The sequence below is a fragment of the Klebsiella sp. Q11 genome (assembly GCF_964241505.1).
GTDB lineage: Bacteria > Pseudomonadota > Gammaproteobacteria > Enterobacterales > Enterobacteriaceae > Klebsiella > Klebsiella michiganensis.
In genome coordinates this window covers 264682-281622 of sequence record NZ_CAXSXW010000007.1, presented here as the reverse complement: position 1 = coordinate 281622, position 16941 = coordinate 264682, and the positions used below count along the sequence as shown (strand labels likewise).

At 58.3% G+C, this 16941-nt stretch carries 18 protein-coding genes and 2 tRNA genes; 8 read left to right on the top strand and 12 right to left on the bottom strand.

All coding sequences use genetic code 11. From position 1 onward, the window contains the following. Window position 1: 1 nt before the first annotated feature. From ACESQ2_RS13920 to pncC, 7 genes are all read right to left on the bottom strand, one after another. Window positions 2–78 (bottom strand) — tRNA-Arg (locus ACESQ2_RS13920). 4 nt (window positions 79–82) lie between these two features. Continuing rightward, window positions 83–175, bottom strand: a tRNA-Ser gene (locus ACESQ2_RS13915). 323 nt (window positions 176–498) lie between these two features. After that, window positions 499–684, bottom strand: coding sequence for a carbon storage regulator CsrA (gene csrA, locus ACESQ2_RS13910; protein WP_000906486.1), 186 nt, complete (start codon window positions 682–684; stop codon window positions 499–501). Window positions 685–922: 238 nt separating this feature from the next. Further along, complete coding sequence (gene alaS / locus ACESQ2_RS13905; RefSeq protein WP_032720437.1) at window positions 923–3550, bottom strand: alanine--tRNA ligase; 2628 nt, start codon at window positions 3548–3550, stop codon at window positions 923–925. Between the two features lie 130 nt (window positions 3551–3680). After that, window positions 3681–4181, bottom strand: a complete 501-nt coding sequence (recX, locus tag ACESQ2_RS13900) for a recombination regulator RecX (RefSeq protein WP_009651620.1) — start codon at window positions 4179–4181, stop codon at window positions 3681–3683. A gap of 71 nt (window positions 4182–4252) precedes the next feature. Continuing rightward, the gene (gene recA, locus ACESQ2_RS13895) at window positions 4253–5311 is read right to left on the bottom strand and encodes a recombinase RecA (RefSeq protein WP_004104808.1); all 1059 of its coding nucleotides are present in this window, start codon (window positions 5309–5311) and stop codon (window positions 4253–4255) included. Between the two features lie 80 nt (window positions 5312–5391). Beyond that, window positions 5392–5889 carry a nicotinamide-nucleotide amidase gene (gene pncC / locus ACESQ2_RS13890; protein ID WP_014226512.1) on the bottom strand — a complete coding sequence of 166 codons (498 nt, stop codon included), beginning with the start codon at window positions 5887–5889 and terminating at the stop codon, window positions 5392–5394. Between the two features lie 204 nt (window positions 5890–6093). Here pncC and ACESQ2_RS13885 point away from each other — a divergent pair, with 204 nt between their 5' ends. Then, window positions 6094–6291 (top strand): hypothetical protein, encoded by a 198-nt coding sequence (locus ACESQ2_RS13885; protein ID WP_049068936.1) that lies wholly within the window; start codon window positions 6094–6096, stop codon window positions 6289–6291. A gap of 66 nt (window positions 6292–6357) precedes the next feature. Here ACESQ2_RS13885 and ACESQ2_RS13880 read toward each other — a convergent pair whose 3' ends face one another. The 4 genes from ACESQ2_RS13880 to mltB form a co-directional block, all read right to left on the bottom strand. After that, window positions 6358–7236: a metal ABC transporter substrate-binding protein gene (locus tag ACESQ2_RS13880; RefSeq protein WP_046877499.1), complete on the bottom strand. Its 879-nt coding sequence runs from the start codon at window positions 7234–7236 to the stop codon at window positions 6358–6360. Between the two features lie 8 nt (window positions 7237–7244). Continuing rightward, window positions 7245–8108: a metal ABC transporter permease gene (locus ACESQ2_RS13875; protein WP_014226515.1), complete on the bottom strand. Its 864-nt coding sequence runs from the start codon at window positions 8106–8108 to the stop codon at window positions 7245–7247. Beyond that, window positions 8105–8815, bottom strand: coding sequence for a metal ABC transporter ATP-binding protein (locus ACESQ2_RS13870; RefSeq protein ID WP_171820960.1), 711 nt, complete (start codon window positions 8813–8815; stop codon window positions 8105–8107). The genes ACESQ2_RS13875 and ACESQ2_RS13870 overlap by 4 nt, the downstream gene beginning before the upstream one ends. Before the next feature lie 203 nt (window positions 8816–9018). Beyond that, on the bottom strand, window positions 9019–10095 hold the full coding sequence (gene mltB / locus ACESQ2_RS13865) for a lytic murein transglycosylase B (protein ID WP_324176511.1): 1077 nt from the start codon (window positions 10093–10095) through the stop codon (window positions 9019–9021). A 262-nt stretch (window positions 10096–10357) separates the two neighbouring features. On the opposite strand from mltB, the gene srlA reads away from it, so the two are divergent. The 7 genes from srlA (at window position 10358) to gutQ (ending at window position 15357) form a co-directional block, all read left to right on the top strand. Beyond that, entirely contained in the window at window positions 10358–10921 is a 564-nt protein-coding gene (gene srlA / locus ACESQ2_RS13860) for a PTS glucitol/sorbitol transporter subunit IIC (protein ID WP_004104818.1), read from the top strand. Continuing rightward, complete coding sequence (locus ACESQ2_RS13855; protein WP_373170701.1) at window positions 10918–11895, top strand: PTS glucitol/sorbitol transporter subunit IIB; 978 nt, start codon at window positions 10918–10920, stop codon at window positions 11893–11895. Before srlA ends, ACESQ2_RS13855 begins: the two co-directional genes overlap by 4 nt. Before the next feature lie 13 nt (window positions 11896–11908). Further along, a complete protein-coding gene (gene srlB, locus ACESQ2_RS13850) occupies window positions 11909–12271 on the top strand; it encodes a PTS glucitol/sorbitol transporter subunit IIA (protein ID WP_102803937.1) in 363 nt (120 codons plus the stop codon). Window positions 12272–12288: 17 nt separating this feature from the next. Further along, window positions 12289–13068: a sorbitol-6-phosphate dehydrogenase gene (gene srlD / locus ACESQ2_RS13845; RefSeq protein ID WP_014226518.1), complete on the top strand. Its 780-nt coding sequence runs from the start codon at window positions 12289–12291 to the stop codon at window positions 13066–13068. A 129-nt stretch (window positions 13069–13197) separates the two neighbouring features. Next, on the top strand, window positions 13198–13557 hold the full coding sequence (gutM, locus tag ACESQ2_RS13840; RefSeq protein WP_373170699.1) for a transcriptional regulator GutM: 360 nt from the start codon (window positions 13198–13200) through the stop codon (window positions 13555–13557). Window positions 13558–13625: 68 nt separating this feature from the next. After that, complete coding sequence (locus tag ACESQ2_RS13835) at window positions 13626–14399, top strand: DNA-binding transcriptional repressor (RefSeq protein ID WP_004104826.1); 774 nt, start codon at window positions 13626–13628, stop codon at window positions 14397–14399. After that, window positions 14392–15357, top strand: coding sequence for an arabinose-5-phosphate isomerase GutQ (gene gutQ, locus ACESQ2_RS13830; protein ID WP_014226519.1), 966 nt, complete (start codon window positions 14392–14394; stop codon window positions 15355–15357). Before ACESQ2_RS13835 ends, gutQ begins: the two co-directional genes overlap by 8 nt. Here gutQ and norR read toward each other — a convergent pair. After that, window positions 15320–16864 carry a nitric oxide reductase transcriptional regulator NorR gene (norR, locus tag ACESQ2_RS13825; protein ID WP_373170697.1) on the bottom strand — a complete coding sequence of 515 codons (1545 nt, stop codon included), beginning with the start codon at window positions 16862–16864 and terminating at the stop codon, window positions 15320–15322. The two genes, gutQ and norR, sit on opposite strands and share 38 nt — an antisense overlap. Window positions 16865–16941 lie beyond the last annotated feature (77 nt).

Sequence of the window (16941 nt, the reverse complement as noted above, 5' to 3'; positions counted from 1 at the left end):
ATGGTGCATCCGGGAGGATTCGAACCTCCGACCGCTCGGTTCGTAGCCGAGTACTCTATCCAGCTGAGCTACGGATGCAAAATGGCGGTGAGGCGGGGATTCGAACCCCGGATGCAGCTTTTGACCGCATACTCCCTTAGCAGGGGAGCGCCTTCAGCCTCTCGGCCACCTCACCACACGCCTCTTACGAGTGCTTCGAAGAACTTGTTTCTGCTCTTCGTCGCTGCGATGGCGCACATATTACTTTCTGGTACTTATAAGTCAAACCTTTTTTCGAGACCTTTTTTTCGTTTGCACACTTCCCGCGCAATTAGCCTGTGAAAACGGCAAAAAGAGTATTTTATCAACAAGAAATTGCTGATTACGCCGCGGCTAACGCAAAAGATAACTGTCGCGGATGCGGAGAAAGAGACAAAAATGAGAGGCTATCGGAGAGGAAAATTGGCAAAAACGGCGGGTGGAAGGAGGCGCCTCACAAAATAGCGAGGCGCGAAAACCTTAGTAACTGGACTGCTGGGATTTTTCAGCCTGGATACGCTGGTAGATCTCTTCACGATGCACGGAGACTTCTTTAGGGGCATTAACGCCAATACGTACCTGGTTACCCTTCACCCCTAAAACTGTCACAGTGACCTCATCTCCAATCATGAGGGTCTCACCAACTCGACGAGTCAGAATCAGCATTCTTTGCTCCTTGAAAGATTAAAAGAGTCGGGTCTCTCGTATCCCGGCATTATCCATCATATAACGCCAAAAAGTAAGCGATGACAAACACCCTACGGTGTAAGCAGTCACGGCATCACATTCTGTTAAACCTAAGTTTAGCCGATATACACAACTTCAACCCGACTTTATCGTTATCAGTGCTTCTCGCGCAAGATGCTGTAATCCGAGAATCACAGCATCTATGCAATTATAGTTATTACAGTTTTGCGCTTACCCAGCCTTTCACACTGGCTAACGCAGCAGGGAGAGCAGACGCATCGGTACCGCCGGCTTGCGCCATATCCGGACGACCGCCCCCTTTACCGCCCACCTGCTGGGCGACCATACCAATCAGTTCCCCGGCTTTCACGCGGTCTGTCACATCCTTAGACACACCTGCAATCAGAGAAACCTTACCTTCTGCGACCGTGGCCAACACGACAATCGTTGAACCCAGCTGATTTTTCAGATCGTCAACCATAGTACGCAGCATTTTCGGCTCAACGCCAGCCAGCTCGCTGACCAGCAGCTTAACGCCGTTAATCTCTTCCGCTTTGCTGGAGAGATTTGCGCTCTCCTGCACGGCAGCCTGCTCTTTCAGCTGCTGCAGCTCTTTTTCCAGCTGACGGCTGCGTTCTAACGCGGCGCGGACTTTGTCACCAAGGCTGTGGGTATCCCCTTTCAGCAGCTGTGCAATATCGCCCAGCAGATCGCTCTGCGCGTGCAGCATCGCCATCGCGCCTTCCCCGGTCACCGCTTCGATACGGCGCACGCCCGCGGCGGTACCGGATTCAGAGGTAATGCGGAACAGGCCGATATCACCGGTGCGCGAGGCGTGCGTACCGCCGCACAGCTCGGTGGAAAAATCGCCCATGCTCAGCACGCGAACGCGATCGTCATACTTCTCGCCAAACAGCGCCATCGCGCCGGATTCACGCGCAGCGTCAATATCCATAATATTGGTTTCGATCGGCAGGTTGCGACGAATTTGCGCGTTCACCAGATCTTCTACCGCACGGATCTCCTCCGGCTTCATCGCTTCAAAATGCGAGAAGTCGAAGCGCAATGCTTTGTCGTTGACCAGAGAGCCTTTCTGCGCAACGTGCGTACCGAGAACCTGGCGCAGCGCCGCGTGCATCAGGTGCGTCGCGGAGTGGTTCAGGCGGATACGCTGGCGGCGAGCCTGATCGACATCGGCCTGCACGGCGTCGCCGACTTTAAGCGAACCGCTGGTCAGTTTACCAATATGGCCAATTGCCTGACCGTACTTCTGCGCGTCGCTGACCTGGAAGGAGAAACCGGCGCCCTTCAGTTCGCCTTTGTCACCCACCTGGCCGCCGGATTCGGCGTAGAACGGCGTCTGGTCGAGGATAACAACCGCTTCCTGACCGGCGTTCACCGCGTCAACCGCTTTACCATCGATAAACAGCGCGGTGACTTTGCCATTCAGTTCCAGGCTGTCATAGCCTTTAAACTCAGAGGCGCCGTCGACGCGGATCATCGCATTGTAGTCCGCGCCAAAGCCGCTGGATTCGCGCGCGCGACGGCGCTGCTCTTCCATCGCGGCTTCAAAGCCGGCTTCGTCAACCTTGATATTGCGTTCGCGGCAAACGTCCGCGGTCAGGTCAACCGGGAAACCGTAGGTGTCGTACAGGCGGAAAGCGGTTTCGCCGTCCAGCGTGTCGCCCTGCAGTTTAGCCAGCTCTTCATCCAGCAGCGCCAGTCCGCGCTCCAGCGTACGGGCAAACTGCTCTTCTTCGGTCTTCAGCACCTGCTCAACCTGAGCCTGCTGCTGTTTCAGCTCTTCGCCGGCGGAACCCATCACATCAATCAGCGGGGCAACCAGTTTCCAGAAGAAGGTCTCCTTCGCGCCCAGCATGTTGCCATGGCGAATTGCGCGACGAATGATGCGGCGCAGCACGTAGCCGCGGTTTTCATTCGACGGGATAACGCCATCGGCAATCAGGAAGGCGCAGGAACGAATGTGGTCAGCGATAACGCGCAGCGACTTGTTCGAGAGATCGGTCGCACCGGTAACCTTCGCCACGCTCTTAATCAGATCGCGGAACAGGTCAATATCGTAGTTGGAGTTGACGTGCTGCAGCACGGCGGCAATACGCTCGAGGCCCATACCGGTATCTACGGACGGCTTCGGCAGCGGCTCCATGGTTCCGTCAGCCTGACGGTTGAACTGCATGAAGACGATATTCCAGATCTCAATATACCGATCGCCGTCTTCTTCCGGCGTTCCCGGAGGGCCGCCCCAGATATGGTCGCCATGGTCGAAGAAGATTTCGGTGCATGGACCGCACGGCCCGGTGTCACCCATCTGCCAGAAGTTATCGGAAGCAAACGGCGCGCCTTTGTTGTCGCCGATGCGGATAATACGCTCGCGCGGTACGCCAACTTCATTTGCCCAGATATCGAACGCTTCATCGTCGGTTTCGTAGACGGTCACCCACAGTTTTTCTTTCGGCAGGGCGAACCAGTTTTCACCGGTCAGCAGTTCCCATGCGTATTTGATGGCATCCTGCTTGAAGTAATCGCCGAAGCTGAAGTTACCCAGCATTTCAAAGAAGGTGTGGTGACGCGCGGTGTAGCCGACGTTTTCCAGATCGTTGTGCTTACCACCCGCACGAACGCAACGCTGCGCGGTGGTCGCGCGCGAATAATTACGTTTGTCGAGACCAAGGAAAACATCCTTGAACTGGTTCATCCCGGCGTTGGTAAACAGCAGGGTCGGGTCGTTATGCGGCACCAGGGAGCTGCTCGCAACTACCTGATGTCCTTTACTATGGAAAAAGTCGAGAAACGCCTGACGGATCTCAGCGGTGCTCTTGCTCATAATTATCCTGAAATCAAGCTAACGAAATGTCGCTGGCAGCCACTACCCAGTATCGACCGGCAGGCTACTCACGAAAATAAAGTGGGAATAAGATAAGTTTTCTTCACGGGGAAGTAAAATCCCGGATGGGTCAATCTGCAAAATTTCGCCAGATTTCCTGAATATCCTCCATCAGATAGCCGCGGTAGAGCAAAAAGCGCTGAATTTTGACTTTTTCTGCAAATACGCTGGGCAGGGGTTCGCCATATTTTCGCTGCGCCTGCTCTTTGGCAAGCCTCGCCCAGTCGATTTCGCACTCGCGCATGGCTGCCTCTGTCGTCTCGCGGGAGATCCCCTTCTGCTTTAGCTCCTGGCGGACGCGCGCCGGGCCGTACCCCTTGCGGCTGCGGCTGGCAATGAACTGACGGACAAAGCGTTCGTCGTCCAGATAGCGGTTCTCAATGCACCATTCAACGACTTTATCGACCTCTTCCGGCGTCACATCTAACGCTTCAGGGCCGTTTTTGCTCATGACCGGTGCAGCCAGCTTTCGCCTTAGCTCCTGTTCGCTGTGGTCGCGCATTGCCAGAATGCGAATCGCGCGATCCAGCAGCCTGGCGTAGTCAGAGCGGCGGGATGAAGTTTCAGTCACGGTCAGCCTCGCTAATCAAAAAAAGCAAAAGGGCCGCATAAGCGGCCCCTTGTTAGTCTGTTCAGACGATATCAGAAATCTTGCTCGGTTTCCGCTTCGCTGTTGCCATCAACCGCGAAGTCTGGCGTGGAGTCCTGATTGCTCAGCAGCAGTTCACGAACTTTCTTCTCGATCTCTTTTGCCGCAGCCGGGTTCTCTTTCAGCCAGGAGATGGCGTTCGCTTTACCCTGACCGATTTTATCACCGTTATAGCTGTACCATGCGCCGGCTTTCTCAATCAGCTTCTCTTTCACGCCGAGATCGACCAGCTCACCGAAGAAGTTAATCCCTTCGCCGTAGAGGATCTGGAATTCAGCCTGTTTAAACGGCGCGGCGATTTTGTTTTTCACCACTTTAACGCGGGTTTCGCTGCCGACAACGTTGTCGCCCTCTTTCACCGCACCGATACGACGGATATCCAGACGCACGGAGGCGTAGAACTTCAGCGCGTTACCGCCGGTGGTGGTTTCCGGGTTACCGAACATCACGCCAATTTTCATACGAATCTGGTTGATGAAGATGAGCAGGGTGTTGGACTGCTTCAGGTTGCCCGCCAGTTTACGCATCGCCTGGCTCATCATACGCGCCGCGAGGCCCATGTGAGAGTCGCCGATTTCGCCTTCGATTTCCGCTTTCGGCGTCAGCGCCGCAACGGAGTCAACGACGATAACGTCTACCGCACCGGAACGCGCCAGCGCGTCACAGATTTCCAGAGCCTGTTCGCCGGTATCCGGCTGGGAGCACAGCAGGTTGTCGATATCGACGCCCAGCTTGCGTGCGTAAACCGGGTCCAGCGCGTGTTCCGCATCGATAAACGCACAGGTTTTGCCTTCGCGCTGCGCGGCGGCGATAACCTGCAGCGTCAGCGTGGTTTTACCGGAAGATTCAGGCCCGTAGATCTCGACGATACGGCCCATCGGCAGGCCGCCTGCGCCCAGGGCGATATCAAGGGAAAGCGAGCCGGTGGAGATAGTTTCCACATCCATGGAACGGTCTTCACCCAGGCGCATGATGGAGCCTTTACCGAATTGTTTTTCGATCTGGCCCAGTGCTGCCGCCAACGCTTTCTGTTTGTTTTCGTCGATAGCCATTATTACTCCTCTCATGCCGGGTGTAACCGGGTAGTGAATTCTGTTCTGTTGAAGCAATTATACTGTATAGTCATACAGTATCAAGTATTTTGTAGAAATTGTTGCCAGAGGAGATTTAGCGCGTAGGCCGTGGCCTGGCGGCGTACCGACTCGCGGTCTCCGGCAAAGCATTCGCGCCGGGTTACGCCCTGTCCGCTGGCGCTGGCCACGCCAAACCAGACGGTTCCCACCGGCTTTTCCGCGCTGCCGCCGTCCGGCCCGGCGATGCCGCTGACCGAAATGGCATAGTCCGCGCGAGCCGCACGCAGCGCGCCGATGGCCATCTCCACCACCACCGGTTCACTCACCGCGCCATGGCTAAGCAGCGTCGCTTCGCTGACGCCAATCATCTGCGATTTCGCTTCATTGCTGTAAGTGACGAAACCGCGCTCAAACCATGCCGAACTGCCGGCGATATCGGTAAGGGTTTTGGCGACCCAGCCGCCGGTACAGGACTCCGCCGTGGTCACCGTCGCACCGCGCGCTTTCAGCGCCATCCCCACCTGCTCGCTCAGCTGCATTAATTCCGAATCTGTCATTCGTCGCCCCACGTAAGCTGTACAAAGAGGCCATCAAAGATAGCACTTTCAACGGAGATATGGGGACGAGGTAACGAATTTACGAGTCGGCTGGCGAAAAACATCGGCTATAGCCAACGCTGCATTTTCGGATAGCCGCCCGGGGGCGCCGGTGTCACAATTCACCGCACATATAAGGAAGAGTTAAATGAGAGGTTACCAGGAATGGCCAAAGCAACGCTTACCTCAGAGCAGAACGTGAAAAAAATTCGCCAGGTGCGCCTGTGCCTGTTTGTATGCGGCACAGTTTCACTGCTAACCGCGCTACTGCATATTTTCACCCGCTCATTCAACCCGCTGTTCGAAGGCGTACAGATCCTGCTGGGCGTGGGCTGTATTGCCAGTGGATTCACATTGAACTAAAAAATCAAGCAGATACTCTCAGAACCATAGCGGCGGATAACCGGCCCATCGCGGGCCGGTTTTTATTTATTTCATACTCGCCGCGATCAGCTCCACGTTGTGACGCAGCATTTTCACGTAGCTGTCCGCCACGCCGCCCGGTTGAGAGAGCGCTTCAGGGTAGAGCTCTCCTCCCGGCTGCGCGCCCGTCGCGCTGGCAATCTGTTTAACCAGTCTTGGATCCAGCTGATTTTCCATAAACCAGGTATGCACCTCGTCGGCTTTAATTTGTCGAATTAATGCCGCCACCTGCGCCGCGCTGGCCTCACTTTCCGAAGATAGCCCCTGCGGCGCGAGGAAAGTCACGCCATAGGCGCGGCCAAAATAGCCGAAAGCATCATGGCTGGTCAGAACCTTACGCTTTGCCTGTGGAATGGCGGTGAACTGGCTTTTAGCCCAGCGATCGATCTCGTTAAGCTGGCTGATATAGCGCTTGCCGGAGGCCTCCAGCGCCAACTTATCTTCCGGGTCGGCTTTCACCAGGCCGTTGAGGATATTCTGCGCGTACAGCGCACCGTTCGCGGCGCTGTTCCAAGCATGCGGATCGGTTACCGTTGCGCCATCTTCTTCAAGCGTGTGGGTTTTGACTCCGCGGGAAGCCACCACCAGCTCGCCTTTGAACCCGGATGCTTTAATCAGCCGGTCCAGCCAGCCCTCCAGCCCCAGGCCGTTGACCACCACTACATCGGCGTTGTTCAGCAGCGCGCTCTCTTTCGGCGAGGGCTCGAAGGTATGCGGATCGCCGTCTGGCCCCACTAGCGTATCCACATGCACATGTTCGCCGCCAATCTGCTGCACCATATCGCCCAACACGGAAAAACTGCTCACCACGTTTAGCGTTTTCGCCATCACCCCGTGCGATGCCAGACCCAGCGCCAGCGCCAGCCATATCCCGGTACGTTTCATCATTGTCCTTACCCCATTAATTTACGCCAGCCGACAACCAGCCGGCTGCGCGAGCCAAAAAACACCGATACAAAAAAGAGGCCGCTGGCGGTCAGCACAATGGCGGGTCCGGCAGGCAAATTCGCCGCCCACGACAGGCTCAGCCCCATCCACGCGCAAAAACCGCCCATCAGAGCCGCCAGCAGCAGAATGCCCGGCAGCGTCCGCGCCCAGCAGCGCGCCGCGACCGCGGGCAGCATCATGACCCCCACCGCCATCAGCGTGCCGAGCACCTGAAACCCGGCCACCAGATTGAGCACCAGCAGGGCGAGGAACAGGCCGTGCAGCAGCGCAGGCACTCTTCGCGCGTTCACCTGAAGCCAGACGCTGTCGAAGGCTTCGCTGACCAGGCCGCGATAAAACAGGGCGATGCAAATCAGCGTCAGGCTGGCAACGCCGGTCACAAACAGCGCCGAATCGCGGTCTACCGCCAGAATCGAGCCGAACAGCAGATGCAGCAGGTCGACGTTAGAGCCGCGCAGCGAGACCAGCGTGACGCCCAGCGCCAGGGAGCCGAGATAAAATCCGGCAAAGCTGGCATCCTCTTTTAAAAGCGTGCGTCGGCTGACCCACCCCGCCACCAGCGCCACCGCAATGCCGGCAATAAAACCCCCGACGGTCATCGCCAGCAGCGACATCCCGTTAAGCAGGTAGCCCACCGCCACGCCGGGCAAAATCGCATGCGAGAGCGCATCGCCCATCAGGCTCATGCGGCGTAAAAGTAAGAAGACGCCGAGCATGGTCGTGCTCAGGGAGAGCGCCAGGCACACCACCAGCGCGCGGCGCATAAAGCCAAACTCGATAAAGGGCTGAATGAAGGTGTGCCAGATCATGCCAGCCTCGCGGAGTGAAAGGCGGGCAGCACATCAGGCGTACTGCCCCAGCGGGCGCGCTGCGGCGTCAGCAGCATCGTTTCCGGGAAATAGTCGGCGACCCGCTGGTTATCGTGCAGCACCGCCAGAATCGTCTGCCCCTGCTGATGCATTTCCAGGATCAGCGCCATCAGCTCACGGCAGGTGGCTTCGTCGATGCCGGTAAACGGTTCGTCGAGCATCACCAGCGGCGCGCGCTGCACCATCACCCTCGCGAAGAGCATGCGCTGAAACTGGCCGCCGGAGAGCGCCTCAATCGGCGTTTTCGCCATCGCTAGCAGCCCCACCCGCGCTATGGCCGCGACGATACGCTGGCGCACCTCCCCCCCGAGCCCGCGCAGCAACGATACCTGCGGCCAGGCCCCCTGGCTGACGACATCCTGCACCGTGAGCGGAAACTGCGACTCCAGCGCATGCCGCTGCGCCAGCCAGCCGATAACCGGCCGTCCGTCGCGCCAGTTCAGGCGGCCGCTGACCGGCGGGATAAATCCGGCCAGCGTCTTTAACAGCGTCGATTTCCCGCAGCCGTTCAGGCCGACGATAGCCGTCATACTCCCCGTTGCAATCGTGCCGCTAAGGGACGGCGTGATCGCCAGCCCTTCATAGCCAGCCACCAGGTGATCGAGCTTAATCATGGCAGGGATACCGCCCACCAGGTTGCCAGCCACAGCGCGGCCAGCACTACGCAGGCCATCGTCAGCCGGGCGATGCCTGAAGTCATCAATAAGGAAGTCAATGTTTACGCCTCAATAGAACGTTATAACATAACAATATTAAAAGAAGCGTAGATTGTAAATTGGCGTCAACAAAAGGAAATGCTGCAAAATGTTACAGACTCCTCTCCGGACGGAGAGGAGCGCAGAAGGCGGGATTACTGCATCCGGGCCTGAGAAACCGCCAGGCCCAGCTGCCAGACGGCCATCGCGTAATGGGTGCTGTGGTTATAGCGGGTGATAGTGTAGAAGTTCGGCAGGCCGTACCAGTACTGATAGCCGGTACCGACATCCAGACGCAGCAGGCTCGCCTGCTGATGGTTACCCAGCGGCTGGGTCGGGGTTAATCCTGCCGCCGCCAGCTGCGAGACGCTGTATTTAGTTTTAAACCCATTGTTCAGGCCAGGCGCCTGGCCCAGCGCCTGTACCGCGACCAGATCGCCGCTCACCCAACCGTGCTGCTTGAAGTAATTCGCCACGCTGCCGATGGCATCGACCGGATCCCACAGATTGATATGCCCGTCGCCGTTAAAGTCCACGGCATACTGCTTATAAGAAGAGGGCATAAACTGACCATAGCCCATTGCCCCGGCGAAGGAGCCTTTCAGATCGAGCGGGTCATCCTGTTCGCTGCGCGCCATCAGCAGGAACGTTTCCAGCTCGCCGGAGAAGTATTCGGCGCGGCGCGGATAGTTAAACGACAGCGTCGCCAGCGCATCGAGGATACGGGTTTTACCCATCACCCTGCCCCAGCGGGTCTCAACGCCAATAATCCCGACGATAATTTCCGGCGGCACGCCGTAAACCTGGTACGCGCGGTTGAGCGCATCCTGATACTGGTTCCAGAACGCCACGCCGTTCTGCACGTTATCCGGAGTAATAAACTGTTTTTTATAGCGCAGCCAGGCGCCGTTTGGCCCTGACGGCGGCAGCCCGGTCGGCGCCTGGCGGTCCATCAGACGCAGAACATAGTCCAGACGTTTAGCCTGCGAGAGGATCTCATGCAGCTGCTGTCGGTCAAAGCCGTGCTTGCTCACCATCTTGTCGATGAACTGCTCCGCCGCCGGGTTATTCGCGAAATCACCGCTCATCTGCATCACGTTATGCTGCGGCTCAAGTAAAAAACCGCCCGTGCCGCCCGCCATTTCCTTTTCCGCGGGGGTTTGAGGTTTGCTGCTGCAGGCAGCGAGTAGAACGCAAAGAGGGAGTAAAGCCAGATAACGATGCTTCAACATGGGACATCCATTTAACAAATCGGCAAGGGATAATTATGGTAAAGCATGCGCCCGCTCACAAGGAAGCGGCGACGATGTAAATTCTTTTTTCTTGCCGTTTTTGCTTATGCCTCGCCGGATCTTTCTTTCACTTCAGCTATAAACTTTCAAAATAAAATATTTATCTTTCATTTTGCGATCAATATAACAATTTCAAACCTTTTAAAATGATTAAAATTAGCCGCCAGTTAGCAAGAAAAATAACACGCTGAAGGAGAGAACAATGATTGAAGTCGTTACCCACGGCGCCGAGTGGTTTATCGGCCTGTTTCAGAAGGGAGGCGAGGTATTCACCGGAATGGTCACCGGGATCCTGCCTTTGCTGATCAGCCTGCTGGTGATCATGAATGCGCTGATCAACTTTATCGGTCAGCAGCGGATCGAAAAGCTGGCGCAGCGCTGCGCCGGTAATCCGATCTCGCGCTACCTGCTGCTGCCCTGCATCGGCACCTTCGTTTTCTGTAACCCGATGACCCTGAGCCTTGGGCGCTTTATGCCCGAGAAATACAAACCGAGCTACTACGCGGCGGCCTCCTACAGCTGCCACTCAATGAACGGCCTGTTTCCGCATATCAACCCCGGCGAACTGTTCGTCTATCTGGGGATCGCCAACGGGCTGACCACCCTCGGCCTGCCGTTAGGGCCGCTGGCGGTGAGCTATTTGCTGGTGGGTCTGGTGACGAACTTCTTCCGCGGCTGGGTAACCGATCTGACCACGTCGATTTTTGAGAAAAAAATGGCCATCCAGCTTGAGCAGAAAGTCCACCTGTCAGGAGCGACATCATGACCCGTATTCGCATTGAAAAAGGCACCGGCGGCTGGGGCGGACCGCTCGAACTGGACGCCGTTGCCGGTAAAAAAATTGTCTATATCACCGCGGGCACCCGTCCGGCGATCGTCGATAAAATTGCCCACCTCACCGGCTGGCAGGCGGTCGATGGTTTCAAAGAGGGCGAGCCGCCGGAAGCGGAAATCGGCGTGGCGATTATCGACTGCGGCGGCACCCTGCGCTGCGGTATCTACCCGAAGCGCCGCATCCCGACCATTAATATCCACGCGACCGGCAAATCGGGTCCGCTGGCGCAGTACATCGTCGAAGACATTTACGTTTCCGGCGTCAAAGAAGAGAACATTTTCGCGCTGGAAGAGGGGCCCTCCCCGGCCCCGCAGGCCGCGCCTGCCCAGCCGGCGGCCCGCGACTATGACACCAGCAAGAAAATAACCGAGCAGAGCGACGGCCTGCTGGCCAAAGTTGGTATGGGGATGGGCTCGGTCGTGGCGGTGCTGTTCCAGGCCGGGCGCGACACCATCGATACGGTGCTGAAAACCATTCTGCCGTTTATGGCCTTCGTCGCGGCGCTGATCGGCATCATCATGGCCTCCGGCATCGGCGACTGGATTGCCCACGGCCTGGCGCCGCTCGCCAGCCATCCGCTGGGCCTCGTCACCCTGGCGCTGATCTGCTCTTTCCCGCTGCTGTCGCCGTTTCTCGGCCCCGGCGCGGTCATCGCCCAGGTTATCGGCGTGCTGATTGGCGTGCAGATTGGCCTTGGCAATATTCCGCCGCATCTCGCCCTGCCCGCGCTGTTCGCCATTAACGCCCAGGCCGCCTGCGACTTTATCCCGGTTGGCCTGTCGCTGGCGGAAGCGCGCCAGGACACCGTGCGCGTCGGCGTACCGTCGGTACTGGTGAGCCGCTTCCTGACCGGCGCGCCAACGGTGCTGATCGCCTGGTTCGTTTCCGGATTTATTTACCAATAAGAGGTGCCTGAAGATGACCGTGATTTACCAGACCACCATTACGCATATCGGCGCCAGCGCGGCGATGGCGCTGGACGAGCAGATGCTGATCACCTTCCGCGAAGGCGCCCCGGCCGATATCGAAGAGTACTGCTTTATTCACAACCACGGCGAGCTCTCCGGCGCGCTGGTGCCGGGCGCTGAGCTGCAGCTCGGCGAGCTGCGCTACCCGGTCACCGCCGTCGGCGAAGTCGCCGAGCAGAACCTGCGCGAGCTGGGCCATATCACGCTGCGCTTTGACGGCCACCGCGAAGCGGAATTCCCCGGAACCGTACACGTGGCGGGGCCGGTGCCGGAAGGTATCGCCGCCGGCTGCGTACTGAAATTTGTTGCTTAAGCTGTAAGGAGAAAATTATGAATCAGGTTGCTGTTGTCATCGGTGGGGGACAAACCTTAGGGGAGTTTCTGTGTCGCGGGCTTGCCGCAGAAGGCTATCGCGTGGCGGTGGTCGATATTCAGAGCGATAAAGCGACCCGCGTCGCGCAGGCCATCAATGCAGAACATGGCGAAGGCACGGCGTGGGGCTTCGGCGCGGATGCCACCAGCGAAGCCAGCGTGGTCGCCCTCGCCCGCGGGGTAGACGAAATATTTTCCCGCGTCGACCTGCTGGTCTATAGCGCCGGGATCGCTAAAGCGGCGTTTATCAGCGACTTCGCGCTGGGGGATTTCGACCGTTCGCTGCAGGTGAATCTGGTGGGCTACTTCCTCTGCGCCCGCGAGTTCTCTCGCCTGATGATCCGCGACGGCATTAAAGGACGCATCATCCAGATCAACTCTAAATCCGGCAAAGTGGGCAGCAAGCATAACTCCGGCTATAGCGCGGCGAAGTTTGGCGGCGTGGGGCTGACGCAGTCGCTGGCGCTGGACCTCGCGGAGTACGGGATTACCGTGCACTCCCTGATGCTCGGCAACCTGCTGAAGTCGCCGATGTTCCAGTCTCTGCTGCCGCAGTACGCCACCAAGCTGGGGATCCCGGAGGAGCAGGTCGAGCAGTATTACATCGACAAAGTCCCGCTGAAGCGCGGCTGCGATTACCAGGACGTACTTAACGTGCTGATGTTTTACGCCAGTCCGCAGGCTTCATACTGCACCGGGCAGTCCATCAACGTCACCGGCGGGCAGGTGATGTTTTAAACCAGAGGTCCCGGATTGCGCTGCGCTTATCCGGGCTACAAAACCGGCACCCCGCGCCGATCCGTAGCCCGGGTAAGGCGCAACGCGCCGCCTCCGGGGAAATATCGCACACGCCTTAAGGAGACTTTTATGGTTACCGCACTTATCACTATCGCCGCCATCGCCTGGATAACCCAGCTCGCCTTTGGCGGCTGGCAGATCAGGCAGTTCAATCGCGCATTCGATCGGCTGTGCCAGCAGGGACGCGTCGGCGTCGGCCGCTCCTCGGGGCGGTTCAAGCCGCGCGCCGTCGTCGCCATCGCCGTCGACGAAAACGACCACATTCGCGATACGCTGTTAATGAAAGGCCTCACCGTCTTCGCCAGGCCGCAAAAAATTCCCGCCCTCACCGGTAAGCATCTTAAGGAATTGCAGCCTGATGTGATCTTTCCCAATGATCCGCTCTGTCAGAATGCACTATCATTAGCGCTTAATCCGAAACATGGATAATTTCGTTGTGAACGTTAATATCTTGCGAAATTATCATTTCGAAACTTTAAACGCAGGATACAACGCCTATGAAACCACGTCAGCGCCAGGCAGCCATTCTCGAGCACCTGCAATCGCAGGGCAAATGCTCGGTCGAAGAGCTGGCGCAACACTTCGACACCACCGGCACCACCATCCGTAAGGATCTGGTGATCCTTGAGAATGCCGGTACCGTTATCCGCACTTACGGCGGCGTGGTGTTAAATAAAGACGAGGCCGATCCGCCCATCGACCACAAAACGCTGATCAACACCCATAAAAAAGAGCGGATTGCCGAAGCCGCGGTCAGCTTCATTCACGATGGCGACTCGATCATTCTTGACGCCGGCAGTACGGTGCTGCAAATGGTGCCGATGCTCAGCCGCTTCAATAACATTACCGTGATGACCAACAGCCTGCATATCGTCAACGCCCTCTCCGAACTGGATAACGAACAAACCATCCTGATGCCGGGCGGCACGTTCCGCAAAAAATCGGCCTCCTTTCACGGCCAGCTGGCGGAAAACGCCTTCGAACACTTCAGCTTCGATCGACTGTTTATGGGCACCGACGGCATTGATTTAATCGCCGGCGTCACCACCTTTAATGAGGTTTATACGGTCAGCAAAGCGATGTGCAATGCCGCCCGCGAAGTTATCCTGATGGCCGACTCGTCGAAGTTTGGCCGCAAAAGTCCCAATATCGTCTGCGGCCTGGAGAGCGTAGACAAACTGATTACCGATGCCGATATCAGCCCGGAATTTAAGCGGGCGCTGGAAGACAAAGGCATCGAAGTCATTATTACTGGAGAACATCATGAGTAACTTTCTGTTAGAAGCCGGACGCCAGACCCTGATGCTGGAGCTTCAGGAGGCGAGCCGCCTGCCTGAACGCCTGGGCGACGACTTCATCCGCGCGGCGGAAACCATTATCCACTGCGAGGGCAAACTGGTCGTCTCCGGTATCGGTAAATCGGGTCATATTGGTAAAAAGCTGGCCGCCACCTTCGCCAGCACCGGCACCCCGGCATTTTTTGTTCACCCGGCGGAAGCGCTGCACGGCGACCTCGGCATGCTCGACAGCCGCGACGTGATGCTGTTTATCTCTTACTCCGGCAGCGCTAAAGAGCTGGATCTTATCGTTCCGCGCCTGGAGGAAAAATCTATTCCGCTGCTGGCGATGACCGGTAAATCCACTTCACCGCTGGCGCTGGCGGCCAAAGCGGTGCTTGATATTGCCGTAGAGCGTGAAGCCTGTCCGATGCACCTCGCGCCCACCTCCAGCACCGTCAATACCCTGATGCTCGGCGACGCGCTGGCCATGGCGGTCATGCAGGCCCGCGGCTTTAACGAAGAAGATTTCGCCCGTTCGCACCCGGCCGGCGCGCTGGGCGCGCGGCTGCTGAACAAAGTTCACCATCTGATGCGCCGCGACGGCGACGTGCCGCGCGTCGCCAACGACACCAGCGTCATGGACGCGATGCTCGAACTCAGCCGCACCGGCCTGGGGCTGGTGGCGGTCTGCGATGAGCGCAATCACGTGCAGGGCGTCTTTACCGACGGCGACCTGCGCCGCTGGCTGGTGGGCGGCGGCAGCTTACAGGATATCGTCAGCCAGGCGATGACCCGCAACGGCGTCACTCTGCAAGCGGAAAGCCGCGCGATAGAAGCCAAAGAGCGCCTGATGAAGCATAAAATCAGCGCCGCTCCGGTGGTGGATGAAAGCGGCCAGCTGGTCGGCGCGATTAACCTGCAGAACTTTTATCAGGCCGGGATCCTTTAAGCCCCAGACGTTTCGCCAGCCGGTGCAGGTTGGCGACGTCGAGCCCCAGCGCGCGGGCGGCGGCGGCCCAGCTGCGGCCATTAGCCGCCAGCGCGCTGGCGATCGCTTCGCGCTGGAACGCCTCCGTCGCCTCGCGCAGGCTCACCGCTTCCGCCGCCGGCTGCGGGCTGACGGTCGGCAAGGCTGGCGCTTCCCCGGCCAGCTGAAAATGCTGCGGCTCCAGCACGATATCATTACCCGCCTGCGTCGCCCGCGCCAGCACCACCGCCCGATGAATCGCGTGCTCCAGTTCGCGTACGTTGCCCGGCCATGCCCAGGCGAGCAGCCTGGCCCGCGTCGCTTCGCTTAAAATCACCTGCGCCAGCCCCATACGCAAACGGCACTGTTCGCAAAAATAGCCGGCCAGCAGCACTACATCACTTTCCCGCTCGCGCAGCGCCGGAACCGACAGCGGAAACACGCTCAGGCGATGATACAGGTCGGCGCGAAAGCGCCCCTCCACCACCTCCTGACGCAGATCGCGGTTAGTGGCCGCCAGCACACGCACATCAACCCGCAGGCTGCGATCGTCGCCGACGCGCTGAATATCGCCATACTGCAGCACCCGCAGCAGCTTGGCCTGGAGCGCCAGCGAAAGCTCGCCAATTTCATCGAGGAACAGCGTCCCGTTGTCCGCCATTTCAAATTTACCGCTGCGGTTGCTGATCGCCCCGGTAAACGCCCCTTTGACGTGGCCAAACAGCTCGCTCTCCGCCACGCTCTCCGGCAGGGCCGCGCAGTTGAGATAGACCAGCGGATTGGCCGCCCGCGGCGACCCCTGATGCACCGCTTTCGCCACCAGCTCTTTGCCGGTGCCGGTCTCGCCGCTAATCAGCACGTTTAAGTCAGAAGCCGCGACGATATCGATCTCTTTTTTCAGCTGCAGCATCGGCGCCGACAGGCCAATCATCTCCTGACGTTCGGCTGCCGGATACACGATAGCCTGCTCCGGCAGCACGTTTTGATTCTCCAGCCGGGCGATCAGCAGCGCGTTATTGAGCGCCCCGGCCACCAGGGCGGCAATCAGGCGCAGCTCCTCGTCGCTGAAGCCGTCAAAACGGTCCGCATCCATGCCGTCGAGGGTGAGCGCGCCGATCAGGGTTTGCCCGGCAAACAGCGGCAGGCCGACGCAGGCGTGCACCTTCAGGCTCTCCTGTCCGGGGATCAGGCCATCGTAAGGGTCCGGCAGATCGCTATCCGCCGGGAAGCGCACCACGTCCCCCGCCCGGGCAATCGCCTCCAGCCGCGGGTGGCCTTCAAGGGCAAAGCGTCGGCCAAGTACGTCCTGGGCCAGGCCATCAATCGCCAGCGGCACAAACTGGTGCGCCTCGTAGCGCAGCAGCGCCGAAGCATCGCAGCCGAGTATCTGCCGCAGGGTGGTAATCAAACGCGAAAAACGGTCGGCATGGCCGAGATCGCTTTGTAAATCAATGGCGATTTTCGCCAGGGCCTCGACGGAGAAACTCATTGTCGCCTCATAGTCATTTTGACACCAAACGTAGTCATATCGACTATTTTAACCATTGTCAATTTGACATCAACAGA